General features: G+C 62.2%; 18 protein-coding genes. 10 read left to right on the plus strand and 8 right to left on the minus strand.

All coding sequences use genetic code 11. From position 1 onward, the window contains the following. Nucleotides 1–47 precede the first annotated feature (47 nt). Nucleotides 48–1259, plus strand: coding sequence for a serine/threonine transporter SstT (sstT, locus tag APH35_RS16480; protein WP_060492735.1), 1212 nt, complete (start codon nucleotides 48–50; stop codon nucleotides 1257–1259). Nucleotides 1260–1347: 88 nt separating this feature from the next. After that, complete coding sequence (locus APH35_RS16485; protein ID WP_012273142.1) at nucleotides 1348–1995, plus strand: YceH family protein; 648 nt, start codon at nucleotides 1348–1350, stop codon at nucleotides 1993–1995. Nucleotides 1996–1999: 4 nt separating this feature from the next. Here the strand turns inward: APH35_RS16485 and APH35_RS16490 are convergent, their stop codons facing one another. The 8 genes from APH35_RS16490 to APH35_RS16525 form a co-directional block, all read right to left on the minus strand. After that, nucleotides 2000–2188 (minus strand): hypothetical protein, encoded by a 189-nt coding sequence (locus APH35_RS16490; protein ID WP_041166543.1) that lies wholly within the window; start codon nucleotides 2186–2188, stop codon nucleotides 2000–2002. A gap of 167 nt (nucleotides 2189–2355) precedes the next feature. After that, nucleotides 2356–3918, minus strand: a complete 1563-nt coding sequence (ahpF, locus tag APH35_RS16495; protein WP_012273144.1) for an alkyl hydroperoxide reductase subunit F — start codon at nucleotides 3916–3918, stop codon at nucleotides 2356–2358. A gap of 124 nt (nucleotides 3919–4042) precedes the next feature. Beyond that, entirely contained in the window at nucleotides 4043–4606 is a 564-nt protein-coding gene (ahpC, locus tag APH35_RS16500) for an alkyl hydroperoxide reductase subunit C (RefSeq protein WP_003250537.1), read from the minus strand. Nucleotides 4607–4837: 231 nt separating this feature from the next. Next, on the minus strand, nucleotides 4838–6193 hold the full coding sequence (gene gorA, locus APH35_RS16505; protein WP_060515110.1) for a glutathione-disulfide reductase: 1356 nt from the start codon (nucleotides 6191–6193) through the stop codon (nucleotides 4838–4840). Nucleotides 6194–6292: 99 nt separating this feature from the next. Beyond that, nucleotides 6293–7132 (minus strand): UTP--glucose-1-phosphate uridylyltransferase GalU, encoded by an 840-nt coding sequence (gene galU / locus APH35_RS16510; protein ID WP_012273146.1) that lies wholly within the window; start codon nucleotides 7130–7132, stop codon nucleotides 6293–6295. Between the two features lie 229 nt (nucleotides 7133–7361). Then, the gene (locus tag APH35_RS16515) at nucleotides 7362–8276 is read right to left on the minus strand and encodes a c-type cytochrome (RefSeq protein ID WP_060515111.1); all 915 of its coding nucleotides are present in this window, start codon (nucleotides 8274–8276) and stop codon (nucleotides 7362–7364) included. Then, the gene (locus tag APH35_RS16520) at nucleotides 8273–8923 is read right to left on the minus strand and encodes a c-type cytochrome (RefSeq protein WP_060515112.1); all 651 of its coding nucleotides are present in this window, start codon (nucleotides 8921–8923) and stop codon (nucleotides 8273–8275) included. The genes APH35_RS16515 and APH35_RS16520 overlap by 4 nt, the downstream gene beginning before the upstream one ends. A 77-nt stretch (nucleotides 8924–9000) precedes the next feature. Continuing rightward, on the minus strand, nucleotides 9001–9360 hold the full coding sequence (locus tag APH35_RS16525) for a hypothetical protein (RefSeq protein WP_060515116.1): 360 nt from the start codon (nucleotides 9358–9360) through the stop codon (nucleotides 9001–9003). A 159-nt stretch (nucleotides 9361–9519) separates the two neighbouring features. Between APH35_RS16525 and APH35_RS16530 the strand changes: the two genes are divergently transcribed. The 8 genes from APH35_RS16530 to csrA all read left to right on the plus strand — a co-directional run. Then, nucleotides 9520–9822 carry a DUF1883 domain-containing protein gene (locus APH35_RS16530; protein WP_003250918.1) on the plus strand — a complete coding sequence of 101 codons (303 nt, stop codon included), beginning with the start codon at nucleotides 9520–9522 and terminating at the stop codon, nucleotides 9820–9822. Between the two features lie 7 nt (nucleotides 9823–9829). Further along, entirely contained in the window at nucleotides 9830–10000 is a 171-nt protein-coding gene (locus APH35_RS29065) for a hypothetical protein (protein WP_012051910.1), read from the plus strand. A gap of 51 nt (nucleotides 10001–10051) precedes the next feature. Continuing rightward, nucleotides 10052–11137 (plus strand): NAD(P)H-dependent flavin oxidoreductase, encoded by a 1086-nt coding sequence (locus APH35_RS16535; RefSeq protein ID WP_060492739.1) that lies wholly within the window; start codon nucleotides 10052–10054, stop codon nucleotides 11135–11137. Nucleotides 11138–11219: 82 nt separating this feature from the next. After that, nucleotides 11220–11978: a molybdate ABC transporter substrate-binding protein gene (gene modA / locus APH35_RS16540; RefSeq protein ID WP_012273151.1), complete on the plus strand. Its 759-nt coding sequence runs from the start codon at nucleotides 11220–11222 to the stop codon at nucleotides 11976–11978. After that, nucleotides 11978–12658: a molybdate ABC transporter permease subunit gene (modB, locus tag APH35_RS16545; RefSeq protein ID WP_012273152.1), complete on the plus strand. Its 681-nt coding sequence runs from the start codon at nucleotides 11978–11980 to the stop codon at nucleotides 12656–12658. Before modA ends, modB begins: the two co-directional genes overlap by 1 nt. A 1-nt stretch (nucleotide 12659) precedes the next feature. After that, the gene (gene modC, locus APH35_RS16550) at nucleotides 12660–13751 is read left to right on the plus strand and encodes a molybdenum ABC transporter ATP-binding protein (protein WP_060515113.1); all 1092 of its coding nucleotides are present in this window, start codon (nucleotides 12660–12662) and stop codon (nucleotides 13749–13751) included. A gap of 57 nt (nucleotides 13752–13808) precedes the next feature. Next, nucleotides 13809–14831: a DNA topoisomerase IB gene (locus tag APH35_RS16555; protein ID WP_060515114.1), complete on the plus strand. Its 1023-nt coding sequence runs from the start codon at nucleotides 13809–13811 to the stop codon at nucleotides 14829–14831. Nucleotides 14832–15084: 253 nt separating this feature from the next. Beyond that, on the plus strand, nucleotides 15085–15210 hold a 126-nt coding region (gene csrA / locus APH35_RS16560; protein WP_082425811.1), incomplete at its 3' end, for a carbon storage regulator CsrA.

The raw sequence follows: 15210 nt of genomic DNA on the forward strand, positions 1-15210 counted from the left end.
CGCTATGGTAAAGTCCGCCCTTTCCAGATTCCGAGATACCGCTGCACATGACCCCCCTCCTCCGTTTCCTCAACCGCACCAGCCTGGTCACGCAGATCGTCATCGGTTTGCTCGCCGGCATCGCCCTTGCCCTGCTGGCACCTGCCATCGCCCGCGACCTGGCTTTCCTCGGCAAGGTATTCGTCAGCGCCCTGAAAGCGGTTGCGCCCGTGCTGGTGTTCATCCTGGTCATGGCTTCGATCGCCAACCATCGTCACGGCCAGGAAACCCACATTCGCCCGATCCTCTGGTTGTACCTGCTGGGCACCTTTGCCGCAGCGGTGGTGGCCGTGGTCGCCAGCATGCTGTTCCCGTCGCACCTGGTGCTGAGCACGGGCGAGGCCACGCTGAGCGCACCAGGCGGCATTACCGAGGTGATGCAGAACCTGGTGCTGAGCGCGGTCGACAACCCGGTCAATGCCCTGCTCAACGCCAACTTCATCGGCATACTCACCTGGGCCATCGGCCTGGGCGTGGCCCTGCGTCATGCCGGCGAAACCACCCGTACCGTAGTAGACGACCTGTCCAATGGCGTGACCTTGATCGTGCGCATGGTCATCCGTTTCGCCCCGCTGGGCATCTTTGGGCTGGTCAGCTCCACCCTGGCCCAGTCAGGCCTGAACGCGCTGCTCGGCTACCTGCACCTGCTGGCGGTACTGATCGGCTGCATGCTGTTCGTGGCGCTGGTGATGAACCCACTCATCGTGTTCTGGAAGATCCGCCGCAACCCTTACCCACTGACGCTGCTGTGCCTGCGCGAAAGCGGCATTACCGCATTCTTCACCCGCAGCTCGGCCGCCAACATTCCGGTCAACCTGGCATTGTCGGAACGCCTTGGCCTGCATGAAGACACCTATTCGGTGTCGATCCCGCTGGGCGCGACCATCAACATGGCCGGTGCGGCGATCACCATTACCGTACTGACCCTGGCCGCCGTGCATACCTTGGGCATCCCGGTGGACCTGCCAACTGCCGTGCTGCTCAGCGTGGTGGCGGCGGTGTGCGCCTGCGGTGCCTCGGGCGTGGCTGGGGGCTCGCTGCTACTGATTCCACTGGCATGCAGCCTGTTTGGAATCCCCAGCGAAATTGCCATGCAGGTGGTGGCGGTAGGCTTCATTATCGGCGTGCTGCAGGATTCGGCCGAAACGGCGCTGAATTCTTCGACCGATGTGCTGTTCACTGCGGCGGCCTGCCTGGCCGAAGAGCGGCGCAACCCTTGAGATTGCCGGGGCCGCTGTGCGGCCCCAATTGCCTTACACGTTGGCATTACCTACCCTAGTGGCCTTTCCTCAGCAACGAGACAGGGCCATGTCAGAACACGAAACCGCAGGTGAAGGCCGCTTCAACAGCATCGAGATCCGCGTTCTCGGCTCGCTGATCGAAAAGCAGGCCACCAGCCCGGAAAGCTACCCGCTGACCCTCAATGCCCTGGTCCTGGCCTGCAACCAGAAGACCAGCCGCGAACCTGTGATGAACCTCACCCAAGGCCAGGTTGGCCAAGCCCTGCGTGCGCTTGAAGGGCAGGACCTGACCCGCTTGCAGATGGGCAGCCGTGCCGACCGCTGGGAACAGCGGGTAGACAAGGCACTGGAGCTGGTGCCCGCACAGCTGGTACTGATGGGCCTGATGTTCCTGCGCGGCCCGCAAACGCTCAACGAACTGCTGACCCGCAGCAACCGCCTGCACGACTTCGACGACACCGAGCAGATTCAGCATCAGCTGGAGCGCCTGATCTCGCGGGACCTGGCCTTGCACCTGCCGCGTCAGGCCGGCCAGCGTGAGGACCGCTACACCCACGCCTTGGGCGACCCGGCGGAAATCGAGGCGATCCTCGCTGCACGCCAGCAGGAAGGTGGCGCACGCAGCAGTGGCGCCAGTGTGTCGGAAGAACGCATCGAAGCCCTCGAAGCACGCATTGCAGCGCTGGAAGCACGGCTGGCCGAGCTGGAAGGCTGAGCCTTCACGGCTCGGGGTCGGGGAAGTTGCGGCAGCTCTTGCGCTCGGCCAGCTCCCGGTCACTGGGGCGCTGGTCGACGAACACGGTGCGCCCGTCGGCGTAGATTTCCAGGTAGCCCCAGTGCAGGTCCTGCTCTTTCTGCCCGGGCTTGGGGGGGACTAGCCACCAGGGTTCGCGGCTGATCAGGGTCATGTTCAAGCTCCTGAGGGTGTCTGCACTAATCATAGACACCCTCAGTTTCTGCTTTGCTTGTGCCGGCCCTTTCGCGGCTAAAGCCGCTCCCACAGGGACCGCACAGCATTCAAAATCTGTGCAGTACCTGTGGGAGCGGCTTTAGCCGCGAAAGGGCCGGTACAGGCTTACGCCGGCGCCGAAGTGCGAATCAGGTGGTCGAAGGCCGCCAGCGAAGCCTTGGCCCCCTCACCCACCGCAATCACGATCTGCTTGTACGGCACGGTCGTCACGTCACCCGCTGCAAACACACCCGGGATACTGGTCTGGCCCTTGGCGTCGACGATGATCTCGCCACGCGGCGACAGCTCGACGGTGCCTTTGAGCCAGTCGGTGTTGGGCAACAGTCCGATCTGCACGAAGATACCTTCCAGCGCCACGTCATGCTGTTCATCGGTGGTGCGGTCCTTGTAGCGCAAGCCAGTCACTTTCTCGCCATTGCCCAGCACCTCGGTGGTGAGTGCGCTGGTAATGACTTTCACGTTCGGCAAACTGTGCAACTTGCGCTGCAAAACCGCGTCGGCACGCAGTTGGCTGTCGAACTCGATCAGCGTCACCTGGGCGACGATACCGGCCAGGTCGATGGCCGCCTCCACGCCCGAGTTGCCGCCGCCGATCACCGCTACGCGCTTGCCCTTGAACAGGGGGCCATCACAGTGCGGGCAGTAGGCCACACCACGGCCACGGTATTCCTGCTCACCTGGCACGTTCATTTCGCGCCAGCGGGCGCCGGTGGCCAAGATCACGGTCTTGGCTTTAAGCGAGGCGCCGCCTGCCAGGCGTACTTCGTGCAAGCCACCCTCGCTGGCCGGAATCAACGCTTCGCCGCGCTGCAGGTTCATGATGTCGACATCGTACTGCTTGACGTGCTCTTCCAGCGCCGTGGCCAGCTTAGGCCCTTCGGTTTCCTGCACCGAGATGAAGTTCTCGATGGCCAGGGTGTCGAGCACCTGGCCGCCGAAGCGCTCGGCTGCAACGCCAGTGCGGATGCCTTTACGCGCAGCATAGATGGCAGCAGCGGCGCCAGCGGGGCCACCGCCGACCACCAGCACGTCGAAGGCGTCCTTGGCGTTGATCTTCTCGGCCTGGCGGGCGCCGGCGCTGGTGTCGATCTTGCCAAGGATTTCTTCCAGGCCCATGCGGCCCTGGCCAAACACTTCACCGTTCAGGTAGATGCTCGGCACCGCCATGATCTTGCGCGCTTCCACTTCTTCCTGGAACAGCGCACCGTCGATGGCCACATGGCGCACGTTGGGGTTGAGCACCGCCATCAGGTTCAACGCCTGGACCACGTCCGGGCAGTTCTGGCACGACAGCGAGAAGTAGGTTTCGAAGGTGAATTCGCCTTCCAGGGCCTGGATCTGCTCGATCACTTCAGCACTGGCCTTGGATGGGTGGCCGCCGACTTGCAGCAGCGCCAGCACCAGCGAGGTGAACTCGTGGCCCATGGGGATGCCGGCGAAGCGCAGGCTGATGCTGTCACCCGGGCGGTTCAGCGAGAACGACGGGCGACGGGCATCGGTACCGTCCGCGCTGAATGTAATGAGGTTCGACAGGCCGGCAATTTCCACCAGCAAGTCATGCAATTCGCGGGACTTCGCGCCGTCGTCGAGGGAGGCAACGATCTCGATCGGCTGGGTGACCCGCTCCAGGTAGGTTTTCAGTTGCGATTTAAGCGTGGCGTCCAACATACGGGCGATTCCTTTTTCAAAACTCGGATACAAAAACGCCCAGGCGAGGTCGCCCGGGCGTTTGACGGGGCGGTAACAACTTCAGCTTTGGCGGCTGACTACCGCCCGCGACTGGCTCACAGTCTTAGATCTTGCCGACCAGGTCCAGAGACGGCGCCAGGGTGGCTTCGCCTTCTTTCCACTTGGCCGGGCACACTTCGCCTGGGTGAGCGGCAACGTACTGGGCAGCCTTCACTTTACGCAGCAGTTCGGCAGCATCGCGGCCTACACCACCGTCGTTCAGTTCGACGATTTTGATCTGGCCTTCCGGGTTGATCACGAAGGTACCGCGATCGGCCAGACCGGCTTCTTCGATCAGCACGTCGAAGTTGCGCGAGATGACGTGAGTCGGGTCACCGATCAGCGGGTATTCGATCTTGCCGATGGTGTCCGAAGTGTCGTGCCAGGCTTTGTGGGTGAAGTGGGTGTCGGTGGACACGCCGTAGATTTCCACGCCCAGCTTCTGGAACTCTGCGTAGTTGTCGGCAAGGTCACCCAGCTCGGTCGGGCAAACGAAGGTGAAGTCGGCCGGGTAGAAGAACACGACAGACCACTTGCCTTTCAGGTCGGCTTCGCTGACCTGAACGAACTCGCCTTTGTGGTAGGCGGTGGCGTTGAACGGTTTGACCTGGCTGTTGATGATTGGCATGAGAGACGCTCCTTCATGGGGTTGGAATCAGTTGATGGATAGAATCCTAACTAATCATCCCGCTGAAGGCTCATTGGCAAAGCTCATGCTTGCGATTGGTTTTGGCTATAACCGGGGTTAATTAATAGAAGGGAATGGGCTGAGCAAAGGATTGCGGACCGGCGCGCCGTGACACGGATCGGCACACCCCTGCAGGAGCAGCCTTGTGCTGCTCCTGCAGGCTACGCGTTATCAGCGGGTGACCGTACGCATGGTCACGAACTCTTCGGCCGCCGTCGGGTGCACGCCGATGGTTTCGTCGAACTGCTGCTTGGTCGCACCGGCTTTCAGCGCAATACCCAGGCCCTGGATGATTTCACCGGCATCAGGGCCAACCATGTGACACCCCAGCACCTTGTCGGTCTCGGCATCGACCACCAGCTTCATCAGGGTCTTTTCCTGAATGTCGGTCAGGGTCAGCTTCATGGCGCGGAAGCGGCTTTCGAACACCTGCACCTTGTACCCGGCCGCCAGCGCCTGCTCCTCGGTCAAGCCTACGGTACCGATAGGCGGCTGGCTGAACACCGCAGTAGGGATGTTCTGGTAGTCCACCGGGCGGTATTGCTCTGGTTTGAACAGGCGCCGCGCCACGGCCATGCCTTCGGCCAGGGCCACTGGTGTCAACTGCACACGCCCGATGACGTCGCCAATGGCAAGGATTGACGGCGCGGTGGTCTGGAACTGCTCATCAACCCGAATGTAGCCGCGCGCATCCAGTTCGACGCCGGTGTTTTCCAGGCCCAGGTTGTCCAGCATCGGGCGCCGGCCAGTGGCATAGAATACGCAATCGGCAACCAGCTCTCGGCCATCCTTGAGGGTGGCCTTGAGGCTGCCATCTTCAAGTTTGTCGATACGCTGAATGTCGGCATTGAACTGCAGGTCGAGGCCGCGCTTTTCCAACTCTTCCTTCAAGTGGGTGCGCACCGAGCCATCGAAGCCGCGCAGGAACAAGTCACCACGGTACAGCAGCGTGGTGTTAGCCCCCAGGCCCTGGAAGATGCCAGCGAACTCGACGGCGATGTAGCCACCGCCCACCACCAGCACCCGGCGAGGCAGGTCTTTGAGGTAGAAGGCTTCATTGGAGGTGATGGCCAGTTCCTTGCCGGGGATATCCGGCACCTGTGGCCAGCCACCGGTAGCGATGAGGATGTGTTCGGCGCTGTAGCGCTGACCGTCCACTTCCACTTCATTGGCACCGGTCAGGCGTGCGTGGCCCTGCAGCAGGGTCACCCCGCTGTTGACCAGCAGGTTGCGGTAGATGCCATTGAGGCGTTCGATTTCCCGGTTCTTGTTGGCAATCAGGGTGCCCCAGTCGAAATGCCCTTCTTCCAAGGTCCAGCCGAAACCTGCGGCCTGCTCCAGTTCGTCGGCAACGTGCGCGCCATACACCAGCAGCTTTTTCGGAACACAGCCGACATTGACACAGGTACCGCCCAGGTAGCGGCTTTCAGCCACTGCCACTTTTGCGCCGAAGCCCGCGGCAAAGCGCGCCGCGCGCACGCCGCCGGACCCGGCGCCAATCACGAACAGATCAAAATCGTAGGCCATGTATTCAGTCTCCTAGGCAGGCGCCCAGCATAACGCCGTTGGCCGCCACAAACAAAAAAGCCACCCCGAAGGGTGGCTTTCCAATACCAACAGGGCTTATCAGTAAGCCTTGCCAGCCTTGTAGAAGTTCTCGAAGCAGAAGTTGGTCGCCTCGATGTAGCCTTCGGCACCACCGCAGTCGAAACGCTTGCCCTTGAACTTGTAGGCGATCACGTTACCTTCGGCCGCTTGCTTCATCAGCGCGTCGGTGATCTGGATCTCGCCACCCTTGCCCGGTTCGGTCTGCTCAATCTTCTCGAAAATGTCCGGGGTCAGGATGTAACGGCCGATGATGGCCAGGTTCGAAGGGGCATCTTCAGGCTTCGGTTTCTCGACCATGGAGTCGACACGGAAGATGCCGTCCTTGATCTCTTCACCGGCGATGACGCCGTACTTGTTGGTTTCCTGCGGATCGACTTCCTGGATGGCAACGATCGAGCAACGGTACTTCTTGTAAAGCGCAACCATCTGCGCCAGCACGCCGTCACCTTCAAGGTTGACGCACAGGTCATCCGCCAGCACCACGGCGAACGGCTCGTCACCGATCAACGGGCGGCCGGTGAGGATAGCGTGGCCCAGGCCTTTCATTTCGGTCTGGCGGGTGTAGGAGAACGAGCACTCGTCGAGCAGACGACGGATGCCAACCAGGTATTTTTCCTTGTCGGTGCCCTTGATCTGGTTTTCCAGCTCGTAGCTGATGTCGAAGTGGTCTTCCAGGGCGCGCTTGCCGCGACCGGTCACGATGGAGATCTCGTTCAGACCAGCATCCAATGCTTCTTCAACGCCATACTGGATCAGTGGCTTGTTGACCACCGGCAGCATTTCCTTGGGCATGGCTTTGGTAGCAGGCAGGAAGCGAGTGCCGTAGCCGGCTGCCGGGAACAAGCATTTCTTGATCATAAACGTCCTTACAAAAGGCTAGGCCTGTGGAATTCGGCGCAGTCTAATCAGGCGGCAGTCACCTTACAATGCCCCCCGATAGCGACCGATGCCATCATAGAGATATCCCAGTGTAGATAGTTCCGGGGGATCGTGAATATTACGGTCATTCATGACAGGCGGATGACAGCAAAATAATGGTGCCTATACCGCCTCTTCACGGGTTCACCCGCGAAGAGGCAGTGCCCCATCAACTTCCAGTGCCCTGCCCCACCAGCACCCCATCAACCTTCTGCCCATACAGGTTCACGCCATCATTGGCATGAAACTTCACCCGCGTTTTCTCGATGGAACCCTCTACCAGGCGAGGGTCCTGTGGCCGTTCATGACGGTTGATCCACGCCGCCACGTCCCAGGCTTGCTGGTCGCTGAGGCTGCCGGGCTTGCCCAGCGGCATGTTGTACTTGATGAACGACGCCGCCGTGTTGATGCGGTGCATGCCGGCGCCCCAGTTGTAGGAGTCCTTGCCCCACAGCGGCGGCATCACATACTCGCCCGCAACCTGCTGCCCTTCACCGTTGTCACCATGGCAAATGGCGCACTGCTCACGGTAAACCTGCTGGCCACGCTTGAAGTCATAACCACCCTGTGGCTGCGCCACCTCGGGGTATCCGCGCCCGGCGAGTTCCACGCCGGTCGGCGCCTTGGTCGACAGCCAGTAGGCGTACACCGCCAGCGCCGTCATTTGCGGGCTGTCGGCGGCCGGCGGCTTGCCGTTCATGCTGAACTGGAAGCAGCCCTGGATACGCTCGGCGTAGGTATTCACCTTGTCGTTCTTCTTGCGGTAAGCCGGGTACATCGGGTACGCGCCCCACATCGGTGCGGAATGCGCCAGCCGCCCTTGGTCGAGGTGGCAGTTGCTGCAGTTCATGCCATTGCCCACGGCCTCGGGCATCAGCCGGCGGGTGTCGACGAACAAGGCATGGCCTTCGCGCACCATCTTGCCAAAGGCATTGTCGGGCAAATCGCTTTCATCGGGGGGTACGAACTGCGGCGCAGCCTGCACGCCGGGTACCTTCAACTGCGACTGGTCTTCCATGGCAATCGGCGCGGCCTGGGCACTGCCCATGGCCAGCAGCAACATGGCTGGAATCAACGGCTTCATGGCGTGACCTCCTGGCTGGCGGGGCGGGCGAAGAACTCGGCAACAGCCTTGATCTCGTCATCGGTCATGGCCTTGGCCACACCGACCATCAGTTGGTTGGGGTCATTGCTGCGGCTGCCGTCACGCCAGGCATTGAGCTGCGCTATCAGGTAACTGGCGGGCTGGCCGGCCAAGGGCGGGAAGTGTTCACCGACCCCGCCGCCACCCGGCCCATGGCATTGCACGCAGCCGGGAATCTGCCGGCTCCAGTCGCCGTACAGGGCCATGCGGGTGGTAGGGTCATCGGCAATTTGCTGGCGGCGCAGGTCGCCAGTGGGGGCTGCCGGCAGGCCGGCCAGGTAGCTGCTGACTGCCTCGATTTCATCTTCGCTCAGGGCTTTGGCCAGCGGCTCCATCACCGGCTGCTTGCGGCTGCCGTTGCGCCAGTCATGCAACTGTTTGCCGAGGTAACCGGCTGGAAGCCCAGCCAAGCGTGGGAAGCCGGCAGCGGCAATGCCCTTGCCGTCCGGGCCATGGCAACCGAGGCAGGCCATGGCGGCGGGGTTGGCCCCGCCCTGGGAGAAGACCTTCTGGCCATCGACGGCATGCGCCGTGGGCAAGGCCAGGATCAGCAGGCTGCCGATCACGACGCGTCTCAACGGTGTCATCACGAAGCTCCTTTTCTTTTGTTATATGTTTAGGCTCAAAACATATAAGTAAAGCAAGGAACAGCCGTTGCCTCAGATCAACTTCCGGAGATGCATTGGGTTGCAGCAGTGCGCACATCACCCAGGCGCAGCGGGAAATTGTTCAGCCGCTCATGCAGTTTGATGCTGCTACCGCTGCCGCGCTTGTCGATATCCACCAGCGCCGCCGGGCCTGCCCCCGAGGTGAGCTTCTGCGGCACGATCAGCCGCAGGCCGTCACCACGCTGCTCTTCAGTCAGCGGGCCACGCGTATCGGCCAGCTTCTGCTTGACGCAATCGGCATAGGCGCGCGGGCTCTTGCCAGAGATCACATCCAGCGTTTCACGCGATTGCTCCAGCTCGGTAACGCTCACGCAGCCACCGAGCGTCACCGCCAACGCCGCCACCATCCACTTCATTTGCAGCACCTCTGCCATCAAGAATTCGCTTCGACCACTGCCAGGCGGTTTTGCTCCCTGCTTTGGCAGAATTATCTGCGCCTGGCGAACAGCGCGGCAGTGTAACGGTACATCGTGGTATCTTTTGCCTTTGCAGATCCAAACCTTGCGGAGCATCACATGAAATTCGTACACCAGCGCGAGCACCTCAACGAGGACGACATCGTCGTCATCGAGTGCTCTCAGCGCTGCAATATCCGCCTGATGAACGACGCCAACTTCCGCAGCTTCAAGAACGGCGGCCGTCATACTTACCACGGCGGCCATTTCGAGAAGTTCCCGGCGAAGATCACCGTGCCCAGCACCGGCTTCTGGAACATCACCATCGATACCGTGACCACACGCCCGATCTCGGTCACTCGCAAGCCAACCCTGACCCACAAGATCAAGATCATCCGTCGTTCGTCGTCGAAACTCAGATAAGGCCACCATGACCCAGACCATCAAGTACGTCATCAAATACAAGCTCGACGGCCAGCGTCGTTGGGACTTCGCGCTGATGCCCGATGCCTCGCAGGAACAAGCCCTTGAGGCCCTGCGCAAGATCCACGGTGAAGACGCCGAGAAAATCAGCGACATCCAGGTCAGCAAAGCCCTGTAAAAACCGCCACAAGCCCCCGCCGCGCCGCTCGCCCCACGCAAGGAGAATCGCATGAGCCACTGGCCCGACCGCCGTATCCTCGACCTGCTGGGCATCGAGTTGCCCATTCTGCAGGCGCCCATGGCGGGGGCGACCGGCTCACCCATGGCCATTGCCGTGGGCCTGGCAGGTGGGCTGGGCGCCCTGCCCTGCGCCATGCTCAGCGGCGAGCAAGTGCGTGCCGAAATCGCCGCGTTCCGCGCTGGCTGCCCGGGGCGCCCGCTTAACCTGAACTTCTTTTGCCACCAGCCGCCAGCGCCCGATGCCGAGCACGATGCGCGCTGGAAGCAGGCCCTTGAACCTTATTACAACGAAGTGGGTGCCGATTTCGCGGCGCCCACGCCGGTGTCCAACCGTGCGCCTTTCGACGAGCAAAGCTGCCAGCTGGTCGAAGCCTTGCGCCCGGAGGTGGTGAGCTTCCACTTCGGCCTACCCCAGGCCGAACTGCTGCAGCGGGTAAAAGCCAGCGGTGCCAAGGTGCTCTCCAGTGCCACTACGGTGGAAGAGGCCATCTGGCTGGAACACAACGGTTGCGACGCGATCATCGCCATGGGGTATGAAGCCGGTGGCCATCGCGGCATGTTCCTGAGTGACGACATCACCAGCCAGATCGGTACGTTCGCCCTGGTACCCCAGATTGCCGATGCGGTCGGCGTCCCGGTGATTGCCGCGGGTGGCATCGGCGACCACCGTGGGCTGGTGGCGGCGCTGGCCCTGGGTGCCTCGGCAGTGCAGATCGGCACGGCTTACCTGTTTTGCCCCGAGGCCAAGGTTTCGCCAGCGCATCGCCGGGCGCTGGACAGCGCGTCTGCCAGCGACACGGCGCTGACCAACCTGTTCACCGGCCGCCCCGCGCGGGGTATCAACAACCGCATCATGCGCGAGCTGGGGCCGATGAGCGCGCTGGCGCCACGCTTCCCGCTGGCGGGTGGGGCATTGATGCCTTTGCGGGCGATCACCGATCCGCTGGGCAATAGTGACTTCAGCAATCTGTGGTCGGGGCAGGCGTTGCGGCTGGGACGGCACATGCCGGCAGGTGAGCTGACCCAGGAAATTGCCGAAAAGGCACTGGCCGTGGTTGGGCACCAGGCTTTTTGAAAGGCAGGTCTGGCCTCTTCCCGGCAAATGGCTTATCGCTATATAGTTCAGGACATAACGATAACCCCAAGGAGCTGTCTTCATGCGTATCCGCCCGTCCCACCTGGCCTTCACTGCCCTGGCCAGCCTGTTCGCCTTCAACACTGCCTGGGCCGACGAAGTCCAGGTCGCGGTCGCAGCCAACTTCACAGCCCCCATCCAGGCCATCGCCAAAGACTTCGAGAAAGACACCGGACACAAACTGGTCGCTGCCTACGGTGCCACCGGGCAGTTCTACGCCCAGATCAAGAACGGCGCACCCTTCGAAGTGTTCCTCGCCGCCGACGACAGCACCCCGAAGAAGCTTGAAGAAGAGAAGGAAATCGTCCCCGGCTCGCGCTTTACCTACGCCATCGGCACCTTGGCCCTGTGGTCTGCGAAGGAAGGCTACGTGGATGCCAAGGGTGAAGTGTTGAAAAAGAACGCATACAAACACCTGTCCATCGCCAACCCGAAAGCGGCACCTTACGGCCTGGCCGCCACTCAGGTACTGGACAAGCTGAAGCTCACCGAAGCCACCAAAGGCAAGATTGTCGAAGGCCAGAACATCACCCAGGCCTTCCAGTTTGTTTCCACCGGCAACGCCGAGCTGGGCTTCGTCGCCCTGTCGCAGATCTACAAGGACGGCAAGGTGACCAATGGCTCGGCCTGGATCGTGCCGTCCAACCTGCACGACCCGATCCGCCAGGACGCCGTCATCCTCAACAAAGGCAAGGACAATGCGGCCGCCAAAGCACTGGTCGAATATCTCAAAGGCCCGAAAGCCGCAGCGGTGATCAAGTCCTACGGTTATGAACTCTGATGCCACTGGATGCCAGTGACCTAGGTGCCATCTGGCTGACCGTGAAACTGGCCAGCCTGACCACCCTGATCCTGCTGGTTATCGGCACACCCATCGCCTGGTGGCTGGCGCGCACGCGCTCATGGCTGCGCGGGCCGGTGGGGGCGGTGGTGGCATTGCCCCTGGTGCTGCCACCAACGGTGATCGGTTTCTACCTGCTGATCGCCCTCGGCCCACACGGCTGGCTCGGCCAGGCTACCCAGGCGCTGGGCCTGGGTACCGTGGTGTTCAGCTTCACGGGCCTGGTGATCGGCTCGACGGTGTATTCCATGCCGTTCGTGGTGCAGCCGCTGCAAAATGCCTTTGGCGCGATCGGCCAGCGGCCGCTGGAAGTCGCCGCCACACTGCGCGCCAGCCCATGGGACACCTTCGTTCATGTGGTACTGCCGCTGGCCCGCCCCGGCTTCGTCACTGCCAGCATCCTCGGCTTCGCCCATACCGTGGGCGAGTTTGGCGTGGTGCTGATGATCGGTGGCAACATCCCCGACAAGACCCGCGTGGTCTCGGTGCAAATCTTCGATCACGTCGAAGCCATGGAGTATTCGCAAGCCCACTGGCTGGCCGGTGCCATGCTGGTGTTCTCTTTCCTGGTGCTGCTCCTGCTGTACGCCGGACGCCGCGGCAAAGCTGGCTGGAGCTGAAATGACCGCATCGATTGTGGCGCGCCTGAAACTGGCGCGCGACGACTTTACCCTGGACGTCGACCTGCACCTGCCTGGGCGCGGTATCAGCGCGCTGTTTGGCCACTCCGGCTCTGGCAAGACCAGCTGCCTGCGCTGTCTGGCGGGGTTGGAACGCGCTGCTAGCGCGTACATCGAAGTCAACGGCGAGGTCTGGGAAGACAGCACCCGTGGCTACTTCCAGCCCCCCCACTTGCGCCCGGTGGGCTATGTGTTCCAGGAGGCCAGCCTGTTTGCGCACCTGTCGGTGCGCGGCAACCTGGAGTTCGGCTGGCGCCGGGTAGCCGCCGCTGAGCGTAAGGTCAGCCTCGACCAGGCGTGCCAGCTGCTAGGTATCGGGCACTTGTTGGAACGCCGCCCGGCAACCCTGTCGGGCGGCGAGGCGCAGCGCGTGGGTATTGCTCGCGCCCTGCTCAGCAGCCCAAGGCTGCTGTTGATGGACGAGCCGCTGGCGGCCCTCGACGGGCCGCGCAAGCGCGAGATCCTGCCGTACCTGGAGCGCCTGCACGACGAACTGGACATCCCCCTGGTGTATGTCAGCCATGCCCAGGATGAAGTAGCGCGACTGGCCGACCACCTGGTGTTGCTGGAGCAAGGCCAGGCAGTCGCCAGCGGCCCGATTGGCCAAACCCTGGCGCGCCTCGACCTCTCGCTGGCCCAGGGCGAGGATGCCGGCGTGGTGTTCGAAGGCATGGTCGTGGGGCATGACCCGCACTACGACCTGCTCGACTTGCGCCTGCCCGGCAGCAGCGGGCCGCTGCTGCGCATTGCTCACCCGGCGCAGGTGATGGGCAGCACGCTGCGGGTCAAGGTACAGGCCCGGGACGTCAGCCTGGCGCTGGCGGCCGACAGCACATCGAGCATCCTCAACCGCCTGCCAGTATGTGTGCGCGAGAGCCGCCCGGCGGCCAACCCGGCGCATGTACTGGTCAGCCTGGATGCCGGTGGCAATGCCTTGCTTGCACGTATCACCCGCTTCTCGGCAGACCAGCTCGGCTTGCACACAGGCCAGGTACTGTTCGCCCAGATCAAGTCGGTGGCCCTTTTGGGCTGAGCATCCTTCGCACGGCTGTTGTCCACTGATCAGTGACTTGATCGAGGCCAGCCCCTGATGCTCGACTGCCCCCTGCCACGCACCCTGCACTACGTTGACGACAGCCAGCCAGGCATGACCCGGCGACGCTGGCGCGACCGTTTCATCTACCTGGATGCCGACGGCCAGCGGGTGCGCGACAGCGACACCTTGGCGCGCATCGCCGCGCTGGTGATTCCCCCGGCCTACACCGATGTATGGATCTGCGCCGACCCGCAGGGCCACCTGCAGGCCACCGGTCGCGATGCCCGTGGCCGCAAGCAGTACCGCTATCACGCGCAGTGGCGCGAACTGCGTGACCAACACAAGTATGGGCGCATGCTGGCCTTTGCCCAGGCACTACCAAAGCTGCGCGCGCAACTGGAAGCCCACCTGGCGCGGCCAGGGCTGGACCGGGAAAAGGTCATGGCATTGGTGGTGAGCCTGCTGGACCACACCCTGATCCGCATTGGTAACCAGCGTTACCTGCGCGACAACCAGTCTTATGGCCTGACGACCCTGCGCAACCGCCATGTGCAGGTCAAAGGCAGCACCATTCGCTTTCAATTTCGCGGCAAGCGTGGCGTCGAACACAACGTCACCCTCAACGACCGACGCCTGGCCAGCCTGCTCAAACGCTGCATGGAGCTGCCTGGCCAGACACTGTTTCAATACCTGGACCAAGACGGCCAGCGCCACAGCGTAGGCTCCAGCGAGGTCAACCAATTCCTGCAGCAGTTGACCGGCGCAGACTTCACCGCCAAGGACTACCGCACCTGGGCCGGCAGCAGCCTGGCGTTGGACCTGCTCAAACCCCTGGCCTGGGAACCGGAGAGTGAAGCCAAACGCCAGGTCGCCGCGATAGTCCGCCAGGTCGCCACGCGCCTGGGCAATACGCCGGCAGTGTGCAGACGCTGCTACATCCATCCGGCAGTGCTGGAGCACTATGCCCAGGGACGTCTGGCCCAATTGCCCAAGAGCCGCGTGCGCAAAGGCCTGGACCCCGAGGAAGTGGCCTTGCTGCTGTTTCTTCAGGTACTCGAGGAACAGGACGGCGATTAAGAGTGTCTATTCAGCCCATGATGCGAAGAAATTTCCCATTAGCCGCCAAGCCCCCTATTCTTGCCATCGAGCACCTTGGCCGACAAACCGTTGACGGTTTGCATCGGCACCTGCAACTGAAGACACGCAACAGAATTTGTCTGTCGGGGAATTACTATCCGCCGAAAGCGTCTTTAATGAGAAGGAAGAGGGACAAGCTCCCGCCGTTGCGGCAACTAGCCCTGCGGACTTTTACATCACCAAGGAGAACTACATGCTGATACTCACCCGTAAGGTTGGCGAAAGCATCGTCATCAACGATGACATCAAAGTCACCATTCTGGGCGTCAAAGGGATGCAGGTGAGGATCGGTATCGATGCACCTAAAGATGTCCAGGTC

Source organism: Pseudomonas sp. NBRC 111132 (assembly GCF_001320565.1).
In the GTDB taxonomy this organism is placed as follows: domain Bacteria; phylum Pseudomonadota; class Gammaproteobacteria; order Pseudomonadales; family Pseudomonadaceae; genus Aquipseudomonas; species Aquipseudomonas putida_P.